Source organism: Pseudomonas sp. UTLPPB19802, from assembly GCF_059730225.1.
This window is the reverse complement of sequence record NZ_AP048545.1, coordinates 5901908-5916884: the sequence shown is the minus strand read 5'-3', so window position 1 is coordinate 5916884 and position 14977 is coordinate 5901908. Positions and strand designations below refer to the sequence as shown.

Annotated in this window: 12 protein-coding genes and 4 tRNA genes; 14 read left to right on the top strand and 2 right to left on the bottom strand. The window is 62.4% G+C overall.

The annotated features are described in order from the left end of the window. Positions 1-163 precede the first annotated feature (163 nt). From gltX to AC6I6U_RS25505, 10 genes are all read left to right on the top strand, one after another. Positions 164-1645 carry a glutamate--tRNA ligase gene (gene gltX / locus AC6I6U_RS25550; RefSeq protein ID WP_497878774.1) on the top strand — a complete coding sequence of 494 codons (1482 nt, stop codon included), beginning with the start codon at positions 164-166 and terminating at the stop codon, positions 1643-1645. 249 nt (positions 1646-1894) lie between these two features. Then, a tRNA-Ala gene (locus tag AC6I6U_RS25545) sits at positions 1895-1970 on the top strand. 86 nt (positions 1971-2056) lie between these two features. After that, positions 2057-2132 (top strand) — tRNA-Glu (locus AC6I6U_RS25540). Between the two features lie 57 nt (positions 2133-2189). Next, a tRNA-Ala gene (locus AC6I6U_RS25535) sits at positions 2190-2265 on the top strand. A 125-nt stretch (positions 2266-2390) separates the two neighbouring features. After that, a tRNA-Glu gene (locus AC6I6U_RS25530) sits at positions 2391-2466 on the top strand. A gap of 188 nt (positions 2467-2654) precedes the next feature. Then, positions 2655-3194 (top strand): TetR/AcrR family transcriptional regulator, encoded by a 540-nt coding sequence (locus tag AC6I6U_RS25525; RefSeq protein ID WP_497878773.1) that lies wholly within the window; start codon positions 2655-2657, stop codon positions 3192-3194. A 29-nt stretch (positions 3195-3223) separates the two neighbouring features. Next, complete coding sequence (locus AC6I6U_RS25520; RefSeq protein ID WP_497878772.1) at positions 3224-4057, top strand: alpha/beta fold hydrolase; 834 nt, start codon at positions 3224-3226, stop codon at positions 4055-4057. Between the two features lie 43 nt (positions 4058-4100). Beyond that, positions 4101-4535, top strand: a complete 435-nt coding sequence (locus tag AC6I6U_RS25515) for an acyl-CoA thioesterase (RefSeq protein WP_497878771.1) — start codon at positions 4101-4103, stop codon at positions 4533-4535. Positions 4536-4611: 76 nt separating this feature from the next. Beyond that, a complete protein-coding gene (locus AC6I6U_RS25510) occupies positions 4612-5571 on the top strand; it encodes a tRNA dihydrouridine synthase (protein ID WP_497878770.1) in 960 nt (319 codons plus the stop codon). Between the two features lie 124 nt (positions 5572-5695). Continuing rightward, positions 5696-6145 carry an Hsp20 family protein gene (locus AC6I6U_RS25505; protein WP_497878769.1) on the top strand — a complete coding sequence of 150 codons (450 nt, stop codon included), beginning with the start codon at positions 5696-5698 and terminating at the stop codon, positions 6143-6145. A 278-nt stretch (positions 6146-6423) separates the two neighbouring features. Here the strand turns inward: AC6I6U_RS25505 and AC6I6U_RS25500 are convergent, their stop codons facing one another. After that, positions 6424-9699: a sensor domain-containing protein gene (locus AC6I6U_RS25500; RefSeq protein ID WP_497878768.1), complete on the bottom strand. Its 3276-nt coding sequence runs from the start codon at positions 9697-9699 to the stop codon at positions 6424-6426. A gap of 66 nt (positions 9700-9765) precedes the next feature. Beyond that, a complete protein-coding gene (locus AC6I6U_RS25495; protein ID WP_497878767.1) occupies positions 9766-10656 on the bottom strand; it encodes a LysR family transcriptional regulator in 891 nt (296 codons plus the stop codon). A 154-nt stretch (positions 10657-10810) separates the two neighbouring features. Between AC6I6U_RS25495 and leuC the strand changes: the two genes are divergently transcribed. The 4 genes from leuC (at position 10811) to leuB (ending at position 14973) form a co-directional block, all read left to right on the top strand. After that, positions 10811-12229 carry a 3-isopropylmalate dehydratase large subunit gene (gene leuC, locus AC6I6U_RS25490; protein ID WP_497878766.1) on the top strand — a complete coding sequence of 473 codons (1419 nt, stop codon included), beginning with the start codon at positions 10811-10813 and terminating at the stop codon, positions 12227-12229. Between the two features lie 10 nt (positions 12230-12239). Further along, complete coding sequence (gene leuD, locus AC6I6U_RS25485) at positions 12240-12884, top strand: 3-isopropylmalate dehydratase small subunit (protein WP_497878765.1); 645 nt, start codon at positions 12240-12242, stop codon at positions 12882-12884. Positions 12885-13069: 185 nt separating this feature from the next. Continuing rightward, positions 13070-13834, top strand: coding sequence for a class I SAM-dependent methyltransferase (locus tag AC6I6U_RS25480; RefSeq protein WP_497878764.1), 765 nt, complete (start codon positions 13070-13072; stop codon positions 13832-13834). A gap of 56 nt (positions 13835-13890) precedes the next feature. Then, positions 13891-14973 (top strand): 3-isopropylmalate dehydrogenase, encoded by a 1083-nt coding sequence (leuB, locus tag AC6I6U_RS25475; protein WP_497878763.1) that lies wholly within the window; start codon positions 13891-13893, stop codon positions 14971-14973. Positions 14974-14977: the final 4 nt, after the last annotated feature.

The window sequence follows — 14977 nt, the reverse complement described above, 5'->3', positions numbered from 1 at the left end:
GGGTAAATGCCACTAACGAATAAACCGGGGTTTTAGTGGTCCAGCGTTATTTTTAGACCGAAGCTTGGCTTATATGCCCTCGGCCGGGTGCCCCGTGCTGGAGGCGAGGGCGGTCGGCCTGTTACCATTCGCCCTTTGTTTTATCTCTATTTCGAGACCGCCCATGACCACTGTTCGCACTCGCATCGCGCCATCGCCTACTGGCGATCCCCACGTTGGCACCGCCTACATCGCCTTGTTCAACTACTGCTTTGCCAAGCAGCATGGTGGCGAGTTCATCCTGCGGATCGAAGACACCGATCAGTTGCGCTCGACCCGCGAGTCCGAACAGCAGATTTTCGATGCGCTGAACTGGCTGGGCATTACCTGGGCCGAAGGCCCGGACGTTGGCGGCCCGCACGGTCCGTACCGGCAGAGCGAGCGTAGCGAGATCTACAAGAAGTACACCCAGCAACTGGTCGACATGGGCCACGCCTTCCCGTGCTTCTGCACCGCCGAAGAGCTGGACCAGATGCGCGCCGAGCAGATGGCTCGCGGCGAAACCCCACGCTACGACGGTCGTGCGCTGCTGCTGTCGAAGGAGGAGGTGGCCCGTCGCCTGGCCGCTGGCGAACCCCATGTGATCCGCATGAAGGTGCCGAGCGAAGGCGTCTGTGTGGTGCCGGACATGCTGCGTGGCGATGTCGAGATCCCGTGGGATCGCATGGACATGCAGGTGCTGATGAAGACCGACGGCCTGCCCACCTACTTCCTGGCCAACGTGGTCGACGATCACCTGATGGGCATCACCCACGTCCTGCGCGGCGAAGAGTGGCTGCCGTCGGCGCCCAAGCTGATCCTGCTCTACGAGTACTTCGGCTGGGAGCAGCCGCAGCTCTGCTACATGCCGCTGCTGCGCAACCCGGACAAGAGCAAGCTGTCCAAGCGCAAGAACCCGACCTCGGTGACCTTCTACGAGCGCATGGGCTTCATGCCCGAGGCGATGCTCAACTATCTGGGGCGCATGGGCTGGTCGATGCCGGACGAGCGCGAGAAGTTCTCGCTGCAGGAGATGGTCGACAACTTCGACCTGTCCCGCGTCTCCCTGGGCGGGCCGATCTTCGATATCGAGAAGCTGTCCTGGCTCAACGGCCAGTGGCTGCGCGACCTGCCGGTGGAAGAGTTCGCCAGCCGCGTGCAGAACTGGGCGTTCAACCCCGAGTACCTGATGAAGATCGCGCCGCTGGTGCAGAGCCGTGTCGAGACCTTCAGCCAGGTCGCGCCACTGGCGAATTTCTTCTTCGCCGGCAGCCTGCCGCTGGATGCCAAACTGTTCGAACACAAGAAACTCTCGCCGGATGACGTGCGCAAGCTGATGCAACTGATCCTGTGGAAGCTGGAAAGCCTGCGCCAGTGGGAGAAGGACAGCATCACCGCGACCATCCAGGCGGTGGTCGATGCCCTGGAGCTGAAGCTGCGCGATGCCATGCCGTTGATCTTCGCCTCGATCACCGGGCAGGCCAGTTCGGTATCGGTGCTCGATGCGATGGAAATCCTTGGTCCGGACCTGACGCGCTTCCGTCTGCGCCAGGCTCTGGAACTGTTGGGTGGCGTGTCGAAGAAAGAAAACAAGGAATGGGAAAAGCTGCTCGGCACCATTGCCTGAGTCGGCACCCGACTCAGGGCCTGGCCCAGTGGTGGCCACACCGTAGCCGTATCCATCGGTTACGGGCGTGGCCGACAACCCCGGTTTTCCGGGGGATGGCGGTAAGTGATTGTTATCGCGGAAAAATTTTTTGAAAAATGTTCAAAAAAAGTTTGACAGGGGAGTGGGTCGCACTTAATATGCGCCCCGTCCACAAGACAACACGGAAACACAGCAGCAACGCTGAGATGAAGTGAAGTCTGACACTGTGGGGCTATAGCTCAGCTGGGAGAGCGCCTGCATGGCATGCAGGAGGTCAGCGGTTCGATCCCGCTTAGCTCCACCAAATTAGAAGCTTCAGGTTACGCTACACTGACCTGGAGTTTGTACCACGAATCGGAACCAGCGCCGATAAGGGTACACAAGGGTTATGTCCCCTTCGTCTAGTGGCCTAGGACACCGCCCTTTCACGGCGGTAACAGGGGTTCGAGTCCCCTAGGGGACGCCAGTTTCACACAAGTGGCATTGCAGTTTGAATGTCGCTGCGCCGCGAGGCGATAAATCTGGGGCTATAGCTCAGCTGGGAGAGCGCCTGCATGGCATGCAGGAGGTCAGCGGTTCGATCCCGCTTAGCTCCACCAATTTACGGTTCAAGATCTGGCCACACCGGTCTTGATTCGAAGTTGCAGGATACTGAAGGTGCATGAGTCACCGAGAAGTAAAAAGTCGCCAACAAGTCGACTCCTGTAATGTTAGAAGGGTTTGCGTCCCCTTCGTCTAGTGGCCTAGGACACCGCCCTTTCACGGCGGTAACAGGGGTTCGAGTCCCCTAGGGGACGCCACGATTGCCCGCTCTGCGGGATTTTTAAGGGTCATTCATCATTGAATGGCCCTTTTGTTTTTCTGGCGTTTACCTTCTTTCGCCCTGAATCCTCTTTTCGTATTTTTCAGTCGGACCAACGGTCGCACGAAAGTCTTGCGAAAAAATATTATGAGAATAATATTTCCAACGTAACCTCTGGAGATGGCAATGAACGACAAAAAGGCCCAGACCCGTGAGCGCATCCTCCAGGCTGCCAGCGCCGCGTTGATCCAGCGTGGCCCGGCCGAGCCCAGCGTGAGTGAGGTGATGGCTGCTGCCGGCCTGACCGTGGGTGGCTTCTACGCACATTTCGAGAGCAAGGATGCGTTGATGCTTGAGGCATTCAAGCAGTTGCTCTCGCAACGCCGGGCAAAAATAGAAGAAGTCGACGACCAGCTGGATGGCGAAGAACGACGTGCCCTGATTGCCGCGTTCTACCTGTCGCGCAAGCACCGCGATGCCGTCGATCACGCCTGCCCGCTGCCGGCGGTAGTGGGGGAGATCGGTAGCCTGCCGGCGTGCTTTCGCGAGGCGCTCAACGAACATGTGGAATTGATGGTCGCGCAACTGGCGGCCAGTCCCGAGGACACCGACAAGGCTTTGGCCGATATCGCCCTGATGATCGGCGGCCTCGCCGTGGCCCGGGCGCTGGGTCCGGGCGAGTTGTCCGACAGATTGCTGCGCGCAGCCAAGTCGGCGGTGCGCTGAAGGTTCGTCCTGCCCTGAGGGAGTATCCGATGAACACTTTGCGCTGGATTCGTGGCATCAATGGCACCTTGGGGCGTGTGGCACCGCAGGTTGCGGCGAGCCGGATGCGTCAGGTCTTCATGACGCCTCGCGAGCGCTCGCCGCGGGACTGGGAGCTGCCGCTGCTGGCGACGGCCGAAAGAATCACCTTGCGGTTCGGCTTGTCCGCGCTGCGGTGGGGGCAGGGCCCGACGGTATTGCTGATGCACGGCTGGGAGGGGCGGCCCACCCAGTTCGCCAGCCTGATCGAAGCGCTGGTCGCAGCCGGGTACACCGCGGTAGCCCTTGATGGCCCGGCTCATGGCCAGTCGCCGGGGCGTGAGGCGAATGTGGTGGCGTTTGCCCGGGCGCTGCTTGAAGCCGCTGCCGAGCTGCCAGCGCTCAAGGCGGTGATCGGTCATTCCATGGGTGGTGCCAGCGCGATGCTCGCCACCCAGCTTGGGCTGCGTACCGAGGCGTTGGTCAGCATCGCCGCGCCGGCGCGGGTGCTCGGTGTGCTGCGAGGTTTCGCCCGTTATGTCGGCCTGCCGCCGCGGGCGCGCTCGGCGTTTATCCGTGAAGTCGAACGGGATGTCGGGATGCGTGCGGAGCACCTGGATATCGAGCATTACCAGATGGAGATGCCAGGTTTGATCGTGCACGCCGAAGACGACCAACTGGTGGCGGTCAATGAATCCCAGCGTATTCACGAGGCGTGGTTCGACAGTCGCCTGTTGCGCCTGGAAAGCGGTGGCCATCAGCGCGTGCTGGCCGATCCAAGGCTGATCGAAGGGGTTCTTGCGTTGTTGGCCGGGCGGAGCCTGGCGCAGCGCCAGTCGGCCTGATCCGTTACACTGCCCCGGTCTTTGAATCGACCGGGAGTGGTACATGAGCTGGGATCTGGCGACACCCTTCACCCTCGACCTGCAGGTGGCCGCCGAGGACATCGACGGCCTCGGGCACGCCAATAACGCGGTGTACGTCACCTGGCTGGAGCGCTGCGCCTGGCGCCATTCCCAGCGCCTGGGGCTGGACTTGAGCGAGTATCGCCGGCTGGACCGGGCCATGGCGGTGGTGCGGCACGAAATCGACTACCTGGCGGCCGCCTACGAAGGCGACGAGCTGCAACTGGCGACCTGGATCGTCGATTGGGACCAGCGCCTGAAAATGACCCGGCGTTTCCAACTGGTCCGTCCCAGCGACAACCTCACACTGCTACGCGCGCAAACCACCTTCGTCTGTATCGAACTGTCCAGTGGCAAGCCCAAGCGCATGCCCGAGGAATTTCTGCAGGGTTACGGACCCGCCGTGCTGTCGGTCTGAGGGTGTACCGATTTGGCGCGGAACCCCGTAAACTGCCGCGCCTTTCGTTCCCTGCTTTTTTCAATGAGAGTCACCCATGCAAATTGCCCTGGCGCCCATGGAGGGGTTGGTCGATAACATCCTGCGCGATGTCCTGACGCGCGTAGGCGGCATCGACTGGTGCGTCACGGAGTTCATCCGCATCAACGATTCGTTGCTGACGCCGGCCTATTACCACAAGTTCGCTCCCGAGCTGCTCACCGAAGCGCGCACGGCGGCCGGTGTCCCGCTGCGCGTGCAATTGCTGGGTTCCGACCCGGTATGCCTGGCCGAAAATGCGGCGCTGGCCTGCGAGCTGGGTTCGCAGGTGATCGACCTGAACTTCGGCTGCCCGGCCAAGACCGTGAACAAGTCCCGCGGTGGGGCGGTGCTGCTCAAGGAGCCGGAGCTGCTCAACAGCATCGTCGAGCATGTGCGGCGGGCGGTGCCGGCGCATATCCCGGTGACGGCGAAGATGCGCCTGGGCTTCGACAGTCCGGACGGCGCGCTGGTCTGCGGTACGGCCCTGGCCGAAGGCGGCGCATCGCAGATCGTCGTGCATGCGCGGACCAAGGTCGATGGCTACAAGCCGCCGGCTCATTGGGAGTGGGTGGCGCGGGTGCAGGACGTGGTCAAGGTGCCGGTGTTCGCCAATGGCGACATCTGGTCGCTGGAGGATTGGCAGCGCTGCCGCGAGGTCAGTGGTGCCGAGGACTTCATGCTCGGTCGCGGCCTGGTGTCGCGTCCGGACCTGGCCCGGCAGATCGCGGCGCACAAGGCCGGTGAAGAGGTCGTGGAGATGAGCTGGGCCGAGCTGCTGCCGCTGCTCCAGGATTTCTGGCTCCAGGCTCGCGAGCAACTCACGCCGCGCCAGGCGCCGGGTCGCCTGAAGCAATGGCTGGCGATGCTGACGCGCAATTACCCGGAGGCGGTCGAGCTGTTCAGCTTCGTACGCCGCGAGACCGATTGCGATACGGTCAGCCTCCTGTTGCAGGTGCCGGTGTCCGAGGCCGCCTGAAATGGGCGGCTGAAAAAAATTTCGACAATCTCTTGAAATGCGTTTGGCCGCTCCTATCTAAGGGGTACGCGATGCCGAATTCGGGTCGCGAATCAACCGACTCGCTGAATTTCAGGAGATTGACATGACTACCGCATTTTCTTTGGCTCCACTGTTCCGTTCCTCCGTTGGTTTCGACCGTTTCAATGACCTTTTCGAAACCGCGCTGCGTAACGAGCCAAGCAGCAGCTACCCTCCCTACAACGTCGAGAAACACGGCGAAGACCAGTACCGCATCGTCGTCGCGGCTGCCGGTTTCCAGGAAGAAGACCTGGAGTTGCAGGTTGAGAAAGGCGTGCTGACCGTCAGTGGCGGCAAGCGCGAACCCAAGGCTGAACACGTCAGCTACCTGCACCAGGGCATCGCCCAGCGTGCCTTCAAGTTGTCTTTCCGCCTGGCCGACCATATCGAGGTCAAGGCTGCCGGACTGAGCAACGGCCTGCTGAACATCGACCTGCTGCGGGTCGTGCCGGAAGAGGCGAAAGCCAAGCGCATCCCGATCGGAGGGGTGCAGCAACCGGCCCTGCAGCACTAAGCTCCAGCGTGCATGACAGAACCCCGCCTCGGCGGGGTTCCTTGTTTTTGGGGCTTGTACCTTTGTGTGAATGGATGCCTTGAGGTGAATGCAAATCCTGTGGCGAGCGGGCTTGCCCGCGCCGGGCTGTAAGGCAGCCCCAAAACCATCCACCTCGGTATATCAGGCAGAATGAGGTGGCTGGTTTCAGGGCCGCTTCGCGCCCCAGCGCGGGCAAGCCCGCTCGCCACACCGCCACGCAAGCCCGCTAACCCAACTAAACCCGTTCTTTTGGATGCTCACTCCAGGAGTTTCTTGAAATCTGCCAGCGGCAACGGCCGGCTATGCAGGTAGCCCTGGTACAGGTGGCATCCCAGCCCTTCGAGGAAAATCAGCTGCTCCGGCAACTCCACCCCTTCGGCTATCACCTTCAGCCCCAGGCTGCGGGCCATGGCGACGATCGCGCGGATGATTTCCGCGTCGTTGGGATCATGGGTGGCGTCACGGACGAATGACTGGTCGATCTTCAGCGCGTCCACCGGCAACCGCTTGAGATAGGTCAGCGATGAATAGCCGGTGCCGAAGTCGTCCATGGCGAAACTCACGCCGAGCTTGTTCAGGCGGCGCATCTTGTTGATGGTGTCCTCCATGTTCTGGATCACGATGCCTTCGGTGATTTCCAGCTTGAGCATCGAGGAGGGCACGTTGTGTTGCAGCAGGCAGCGCTCCACCCGTTCGACGAAATCGGCCTGGCGGAACTGCCGCGGGCTGATGTTCACGCATAGGCTGAAGGAATGGACGATCAGCCCTTCGCGCAATAGCACGCCGAATGCTTCGCAGGCATGGTCGAGAATCCAGGTGCCGACTTCGAGGATCAGCCCGCTGTCTTCCAGGACCTTGATGAATTCGGTAGGCGATTGCGCACCGAGTTCCGGATGATGCCAGCGCACCAGGGCTTCGGCGCCGACGATGCGGTTGTCGCGGGCGTCCACCTGGGGCTGGAAGTGCACGCTGAATTCGCCCCGCGAGAGCGCCTGGCGCAAGTCGTTCTCCATGCGCAGGCGTTCACTGGCGGCTTTCTGCATGGTGCTGTGGAACATCTGGGTGATGTTGCGCCCGGAGTCCTTGGCCCGGTACAGCGCGATATCTGCGCGCTTGAGCAGGTCGGCGGGCGTCGAGCCATGGTCGGGGATCAGTGCCACGCCAATGCTGGGGGTCACCTGCAGCCGCTGGCCGTCGAGGAACATCGGTTCGGCCAGTAGCTCGCGGATGGTGTCCGACAGGTCGTGGACCTTTTGCTCGACCTCGCTGCGCGAGCCCTCCAGGCCGCTCAGCAGCACGACGAACTCGTCGCCACCCAGGCGTGCCACGGTGTCTTCGACGCGCACGCTGGCTTCAAGGCGGGCAGTGACCACCTTGAGCACGGTATCGCCCACCGGATGGCCGAGGGAGTCGTTGATATGCTTGAAGTGGTCCAGGTCGAGAAACAGCAGGGCGCCGCGCAGGTTGTGGCGCTTGAGCAGGGCGATCTGCTGGCTCAGGCGATCCATCAGCATGGCGCGGTTGGGCAGGTTGGTCAGTGGGTCGTGGTAGGCCAGGTGACGGATCTGCGCCTGGGCGTTTTTCAACTGGCTGATATCCCGTGCGGTCAGCAACAGGCAGGCGGTTTCATTGAGGGTGATTGGTTCGATCGACACCTCCACTGTCAGCACATCGCCACGCTTGTTGTGCCCGAGCATGTCGCGGTGCGGTACGTGGCCCTTTTCCTTGAGTTCTTCGAGCAGGGCGCTGCGCTGCTTGTGGTCGGCCCAGATACCCACTTCATAGACGGTGCGACCGATGACCTCGCTGCTGGAATAGCCGGTCAGGCGGCAGAAGCCGTCGTTGACCTCCAGGTAGCGCCCACTTTGCCGCTCGAAGATGGTGATGGCGTCGGGGCTGGAGTGGAAGGCCTTGGCGAACTTCTCCTCGCTGGCCTTCAGCGCGGCCTCGGCCCGCTGCTGCTGGGTGATATCGCGCAGGGTGGTGACGATACAGGGTTGCTGCTCGACCTCGATCTGCCGGCTGTTGATTACGCAGGTCAGGGCCTGGCCGCTCTTGTGGTGCACGACCACCGCGACATTGTTCAGCGCCTGGTCGCGGATCACCTGCTGGATGCGCTGCAGGCGCTTGTCCGAGTCTTCCCAGAGGCCGATCTGATCGGCGCTGCGATGGCGGATCTCGTCGAGGCTCCAGCCGAAGGTCTGGGTGAAGGCCGGGTTGATCTCGATGAACTGGCCGCTGTCCTGCAGGGTCACGCAGATCGGATCGGGGCTGGCCTGGAACAGGCTGGCGAACTTTTCTTCCGAGGCCTGCAGGCGCTGCTCGCGCTCCACCTGCTCGGTGATGTCGAGCAGGGTGCCGGCCATGCGCAGCGGGTTGCCGTCGCTGTCGCGGTAGAGCCTGGCGCGACTTTCCAGGTAGCGCGAGCTGCCATTGCCCAGTTCCACCCGGTAGGTCACCTGGTAGTTGCCGGCCGGGCCTTCGCGCAGGCTGCGATAGGCATTGCGCATGTTTTCGCGTTCTTCGGGAGGCACCCCGTCGAAGAAGGCATCGAAGGATTCGTGAAAGGGGTGTGGTTCCAGGCCATGCAATTGTGCCGCCCGCGCCGAACCGTAGAGCATGCCGCTGGGAATGTGCCAGTCCCAGGTACCCAGCTGTGCCGAGTCCAGGGCCAGGTCGAGGCGTTCCTGGCTGTCCTTGAGCGCCTGCGCGGCATTGTTGCGTTCGGTGGTATCGAGAAAGGTGCTGAGCAGGTAGGCCTGGCCTTCCAGTTCGACCCGCTGGGCGCTGAGGATGCCATCGTGGATCTGGCCGTTGCTGGCGCGAAACTGCACTTCCTGGCTGGCGGCGTCGCCCTTGGTGCGCAGCGTCTGTACCAGTCGTCCGCGTTCTTCCGGATGGACCCACAGGCCCAGTTCCAGGGTGGTCATGCCGATCACCTGCAGGGCCGGCCAGCCGAACAGGCTTTCGAAGTACTGGTTGGCCTCGCTGATCAGGCCGTCTTCCTCGCGGGTCAGCAACACCATGTTGGGGCTCAGGTGAAACAGCGTGGCAAAGCGTTTTTCCGAGCTGCTGAGGGCCTGTTCGCGCTGGCGCTGCTGGGTGACTTCGCGGATCACCCCGATCATCCGGGGCTTGCCGTTTTTGTCCGGCAGCAGGCTGCCGCTGATTTCCAGCCAGTGCATGCTGCCGTCCGGCCAGCAGATGCGGTGGTGCATGGCCCGTTCCACCGGTTCACCGGCCAGCACCGCGTGAAAGGCGCGCAGCGTGCGCGCCCGGTCCTCGACGGGGAGCAGGTCAAGGTAGTCGACATCCTGGGGAAGTGGCTGGTGCGGGTCGAAGCCGAACAATGCCTGGGTACCACGTGACCAGCTGACCTGGCCGTTCTCGATATCCCAGGACCAGGCTCCCAGGCGGGCGCCATTGAGGGCGGCCAATAACTGCGGGGCGCTTTCCCAGCTCTTTTCCGACTCGTGAGGGTCGAGGGCATGGATGCGCGGCAAGGGCGGAATACGGCTAGCGTTCTTGGGCATCAACGGCAGTCCTTGGGTGAAAGGCACGTTATTGCTGCAAGAGACCTGGCCTGAGACAGAACCGGCTTATGCCGTGGAGGTCGGCAAATCCGTCTGTGCATCCAATAAAGCCATGAAGGCTCGTGCGGCATTCGACAGCGTCCGTTCGGTATGCAAGATATAGCCTAGCTGGCGACTGAGCTGTATGCCCGGTAAAGGTATGCGCGCGACCTGGTCATCGAGCATGGTGCGCGGCAGCACGCTCCAGGCCAGGCCGATGGAGACCATCATCTTGATGGTTTCCAGGTAGTTGGTGCTCATGGCGATGTTCGGTGTCAGGCCCTGGGCCTCGAACAGGCGCTGGACGATGTGATGGGTGAAGGTGTTGCCGCCGGGAAAGACCGCTGGTCGGTGAGCGATGTCCCGCAGGCTGACGCTGGCGTTGCTGGCCAGGGGGTGTTCGGGGGCGACGACGAAGTCCAGCGGGTCGTCCCACACCGGCACGGCGCGCACCAGATGGTGCGGCTCCGGTGCCAGGGTGATCACTGCCAGTTCCGCCCGGCCGTGAAGAATCTCCTCGTAGGCGACCTCCGAGTCGAGAAACTGGATGTCCAGGGCCACCTGCGGATACTGCCGGGTGTAGGCCCGCAGCAGCGGGGGCAGGCGGTGCAGGCCGATGTGATGGCTGGTGGCCAGAGTCAGGCGGCCGGTGACCTCGCCAGTCAGGTTGGTCAGGGCCCGGCGGGTGTCGTCGAGCACATTGAGAATCTGGTAGGCCCGGGGCAGCAGGGCCCGGCCAGCCTCGGTCAGGCCGACCTCGCGGCCCAGTCGATCGAACAATCGGACGTTGAGTTGCTGCTCCAGGCCGGCGATTCGTTTGCTGATGGCTGGCTGGGTCAGGTGCAGGCGTTCGCCGGCGCCGGAGAAGCTGCCGGTTTCAGCGATGGCGATAAAGGCGTTGAGATTGGCCAGGTCCATGATCTGTATTCCATAAAGCTATCCGAAGCATGAAAATTATGAATTTGAGTTATTCACTCTAACCTCATAGCATCGACCTCACAAGCCAAAGGGTTATTGAGAACAATCCTCAATAGATCCAGGGCATAGAAACAAGCTGATGAGGAAACGTCTGATGGCTGGCAAAACGCTTTACGACAAGCTTTGGGAATCCCATGAAGTGAAACGGCGCGACGATGGGTCGTCGCTGATCTATATCGACCGTCACATCATCCACGAAGTGACCTCGCCACAAGCGTTCGAAGGCCTCAAGCTGGCCGGGCGCAAGCCTTGGCGCATCGACTCGATTGTCGCCACGCCCGACCACAACGTGCCGACCACCCCCGAGCGCAAGGGTGGTATCGAGGCGATCGCCGACCAGGTGTCGCGCATCCAGGTGCAGACCCTCGACGATTACTGCGACGAGTTCGGTATCACCGAGTTCAAGATGAACGACGTGCGCCAGGGCATCGTCCACGTGATCGGTCCGGAGCAGGGTGCGACCTTGCCGGGCATGACCGTGGTTTGCGGTGACTCCCACACCTCCACCCACGGCGCCTTCGGGGCACTGGCCCACGGTATCGGCACCTCCGAGGTCGAACACGTGTTCGCCACCCAGTGCCTGGTGGCCAAGAAGATGAAGAACATGCTGGTTCGCGTCGAAGGGCAATTGCCGATCGGCGTGACCGCCAAGGATATCGTCCTCGCGGTGATTGGCAAGATCGGCACCGCTGGCGGTAACGGCCATGCCATCGAGTTCGCCGGCAGCGCGATCCGCGACCTGTCCATCGAAGGCCGTATGACCATCTGCAACATGTCCATCGAAGCCGGTGCCCGTGTGGGCCTGGTGGCGACCGACGAAAAGACCGTCGCCTACGTCAAGGACCGCCCGTTCGCCCCGAAAGGCGCTGAATGGGACCTGGCCGTCGAAGCCTGGAAGGAACTGGTGTCCGATGCCGATGCGGTGTTCGACACCGTGGTTGAGCTCGATGCCGCCGAAATCAAGCCGCAGGTCAGTTGGGGCACTTCGCCGGAAATGGTCCTCGCCGTCGACCAGAACGTACCGGATCCGGCGCGCGAGCCGGACCTGGTCAAGCGTGGCTCCATCGAGCGTGCGCTCAAGTACATGGGCCTGACCGCCAACCAGGCGATCACCGACATCAAGCTGGATCGGGTGTTCATCGGTTCCTGCACCAACTCGCGGATCGAAGACCTGCGTGCTGCTGCGGAGGTTGCCAAGGGCCGCAAGGTCGCCTCGACCATCAAGCAGGCGCTGGTAGTACCGGGCTCGGGCCTGGTCAAGGCTCAGGCCGAAGCGGAAGGCCTGGACAAGATTTTCCTCGAAGCCGGTTTCGAGTGGCGTGAACCAGGCTGCTCGATGTGCCTGGCGATGAACCCGGACCGCCTCGAAAGCGGCGAGCACTGCGCCTCGACCTCCAACCGCAACTTCGAAGGGCGCCAGGGTGCCGGTGGGCGTACCCACCTGGTCAGCCCGGCCATGGCCGCTGCGGCTGCCATCAACGGCCGTTTCATCGACGTTCGCGAATTGATCTGAGGAAAACCACATGAAAGCCTTTACCCAGCACACCGGTCTCGTCGCGCCGTTGGATCGTGCCAACGTCGATACCGATCAGATCATTCCCAAGCAGTTCCTCAAGTCGATCAAACGCACCGGCTTCGGCCCGAACCTGTTCGACGAGTGGCGCTACCTGGACGTGGGTTATGCCTACCAGGACAACTCCAAGCGTCCGTTGAACAAGGACTTCGTGCTCAACGCCGAGCGCTACCAGGGTGCCAGCGTGTTGTTGGCGCGGGAAAACTTCGGTTGCGGCTCCAGTCGTGAACACGCGCCATGGGCCCTGGAAGAGTACGGCTTCCGCAGTATCATCGCGCCGAGCTATGCCGACATCTTCTTCAACAACAGCTTCAAGAACGGCTTGTTGCCGATCATTCTCAGCGACAGCGAAGTCGACGAGCTGTTCCAGCAGGTCGAGGCCAACCCGGGCTACCAGCTGACCATCGACCTCGCGGCGCAGACCGTGACCCGTCCGGACGGCAAGGTCTACAACTTCGAAGTCGACGCGTTCCGCAAGCACTGCCTGGTCAACGGCCTGGACGATATCGGCCTGACCCTGCAGGACGGCGATGCGATCGCTGCGTTCGAGGCCAAGCATCGGGCCAGCCAGCCTTGGCTGTTTCGCGACGCCTGATCCGATGTAGGCAGGTTGGGCCCCGTTCGCGGCGGTTCGGCGCCCCGCCAAGCCCTGCTCCTACAGTTTTGTGCGGTACGCCTATCCTGGGTGCGCCTCTAACCCTGTAGGAGCGTGGCTTGCCCGCGAAGAGGCCTTTGAAGCCCCCGCAAAGCCATTCGGCAACCCGATAGAAGGATCACGCCATGACCAGCAATGCCCACACTCAAGTGGTACAAAAGCAGTTCGGTGAACAGGCCGCTGCGTACCTGAGCAGCGCCGTACATGCCCAGGGCGCCGAATTCGCGCTGCTCCAGGCCGCACTGGCCGGGCGCGCCGATGCGCGGGTCCTCGACCTGGGTTGCGGTGCCGGTCATGTGAGTTTTCACGTCGCGCCGCTGGTGGCCAAGGTGGCGGCCTATGATCTTTCGCAGCAGATGCTCGACGTGGTCGACGCGGCTGCCAGGGAGCGTGGCCTGGGCAATATCGCGACGGTGCGCGGCGCGGCGGAAAGCCTGCCGTTCGCCGATGGCGAGTTCGATTTCGTCTTCAGCCGCTACTCGGCGCACCACTGGAGTGATCTCGGCCTGGCCCTGCGGGAAGTGCGCCGGGTGTTGAAACCGGGTGGCGTCGCAGCCTTTATCGACGTAATGTCGCCCGGCAGCCCGTTGCTCGACACCTACCTGCAGACCGTCGAGGTACTGCGCGACACCAGTCACGTACGTGATTACTCGGCGGCCGAATGGTCGCGCCAGGTCAGCGAGGCGGGCCTGCACATACGCAGTACCAACCGCCAGCGCTTGCGCCTGGAGTACAGCTCCTGGGTTGAACGCATGCGCACCCCGGCCCCGTTGCAAGTGGCGATTCGCGACCTGCAGCAGGCGATGGGCGCGGAAGTGCGGGAATATTTTGAGATTGCGGCCGATGGTTCGTTTAGTACAGATGTACTGGTGCTGTGGGCCGAACGATAGACTTTTTCCAGGTCGCCCGGTGTCACGGGTGGCCCGACAGACGACATGAGGAAAGCATGAGCAAGCAGATTCTGATTCTCCCAGGCGACGGTATTGGTCCGGAAATCATGGCCGAAGCGGTCAAGGTGCTGGAGCTGGCCAACGACAAGTACAACCTGGGCTTCGAACTGAGCCACGACGTGATCGGCGGCGCAGCCATCGACAAGCACGGCGTACCGCTGGCCGACGAAACCCTGGAACGTGCCCGTGCCGCCGATGCGGTGCTGTTGGGCGCCGTTGGCGGGCCGAAGTGGGACAAGATCGAGCGTGACATCCGTCCTGAGCGCGGCCTGTTGAAGATCCGTGCGCAACTGGGGCTGTTCGGCAACCTGCGCCCGGCGATCCTCTACCCGCAACTGGCCGATGCCTCGAGCCTCAAGCGTGAAATCGTTGCCGGCCTGGACATTCTGATCGTGCGCGAGCTGACCGGCGGCATCTATTTCGGCGCGCCACGCGGCACCCGCGAGCTGGAGAACGGCGAGCGCCAGTCCTACGACACCCTGCCGTACAGCGAAGGCGAAATCCGCCGTATCGCCCGTGTCGGCTTCGACATGGCCCGCGTGCGCGGCAAGAAACTCTGCTCGGTGGACAAGGCCAACGTCCTGGCATCCAGCCAATTGTGGCGTGAAGTGGTCGAGGAAGTCGCCAAGGACTATCCGGACGTCGAGCTGAGCCACATGTACGTCGACAACGCCGCAATGCAGCTGGTGCGTGCACCGAAGCAGTTCGACGTGATCGTCACCGACAATATGTTCGGCGACATCCTGTCCGATGAAGCGTCCATGCTCACCGGCTCCATCGGCATGCTGCCGTCGGCGTCGCTGGATGCCAACAACAAGGGCATGTACGAGCCGTGCCACGGCTCCGCTCCGGATATCGCCGGGCAGGGCATTGCCAACCCGTTGGCGACCATCCTGTCGGTGTCGATGATGCTGCGCTACAGCTTCAACCTGCACGACGCAGCCGCTGCCATCGAGCAGGCGGTGAGCCTGGTGCTGGACCGCGGCTTGCGCACTGGCGACATCTGGTCCGAGGGTTGCACCAAGGTCGGAACGCAGGAAATGGGTAACGCTGTAGCCGAGGCGCTACGGAATCTGTAATCTC

What these genes read in the sequence shown, in the direction of transcription:
- leuB (WP_497878763.1), top strand. Translation starts at nt 13,891, where the DNA reads ATGAGCAAGCAGATTCTGATTCTCCCAGGCGACGGTATTGGTCCGGAA.
- AC6I6U_RS25515 (WP_497878771.1), top strand. Translation starts at nt 4,101, where the DNA reads ATGAGCTGGGATCTGGCGACACCCTTCACCCTCGACCTGCAGGTGGCC.
- AC6I6U_RS25525 (WP_497878773.1), top strand. Translation starts at nt 2,655, where the DNA reads ATGAACGACAAAAAGGCCCAGACCCGTGAGCGCATCCTCCAGGCTGCC.
- AC6I6U_RS25480 (WP_497878764.1), top strand. Translation starts at nt 13,070, where the DNA reads ATGACCAGCAATGCCCACACTCAAGTGGTACAAAAGCAGTTCGGTGAA.
- AC6I6U_RS25520 (WP_497878772.1), top strand. Translation starts at nt 3,224, where the DNA reads ATGAACACTTTGCGCTGGATTCGTGGCATCAATGGCACCTTGGGGCGT.
- leuC (WP_497878766.1), top strand. Translation starts at nt 10,811, where the DNA reads ATGGCTGGCAAAACGCTTTACGACAAGCTTTGGGAATCCCATGAAGTG.
- gltX (WP_497878774.1), top strand. Translation starts at nt 164, where the DNA reads ATGACCACTGTTCGCACTCGCATCGCGCCATCGCCTACTGGCGATCCC.
- AC6I6U_RS25500 (WP_497878768.1), bottom strand. Translation starts at nt 9,699, where the DNA reads ATGCCCAAGAACGCTAGCCGTATTCCGCCCTTGCCGCGCATCCATGCC.
- AC6I6U_RS25510 (WP_497878770.1), top strand. Translation starts at nt 4,612, where the DNA reads ATGCAAATTGCCCTGGCGCCCATGGAGGGGTTGGTCGATAACATCCTG.
- AC6I6U_RS25505 (WP_497878769.1), top strand. Translation starts at nt 5,696, where the DNA reads ATGACTACCGCATTTTCTTTGGCTCCACTGTTCCGTTCCTCCGTTGGT.
- leuD (WP_497878765.1), top strand. Translation starts at nt 12,240, where the DNA reads ATGAAAGCCTTTACCCAGCACACCGGTCTCGTCGCGCCGTTGGATCGT.
- AC6I6U_RS25495 (WP_497878767.1), bottom strand. Translation starts at nt 10,656, where the DNA reads ATGGACCTGGCCAATCTCAACGCCTTTATCGCCATCGCTGAAACCGGC.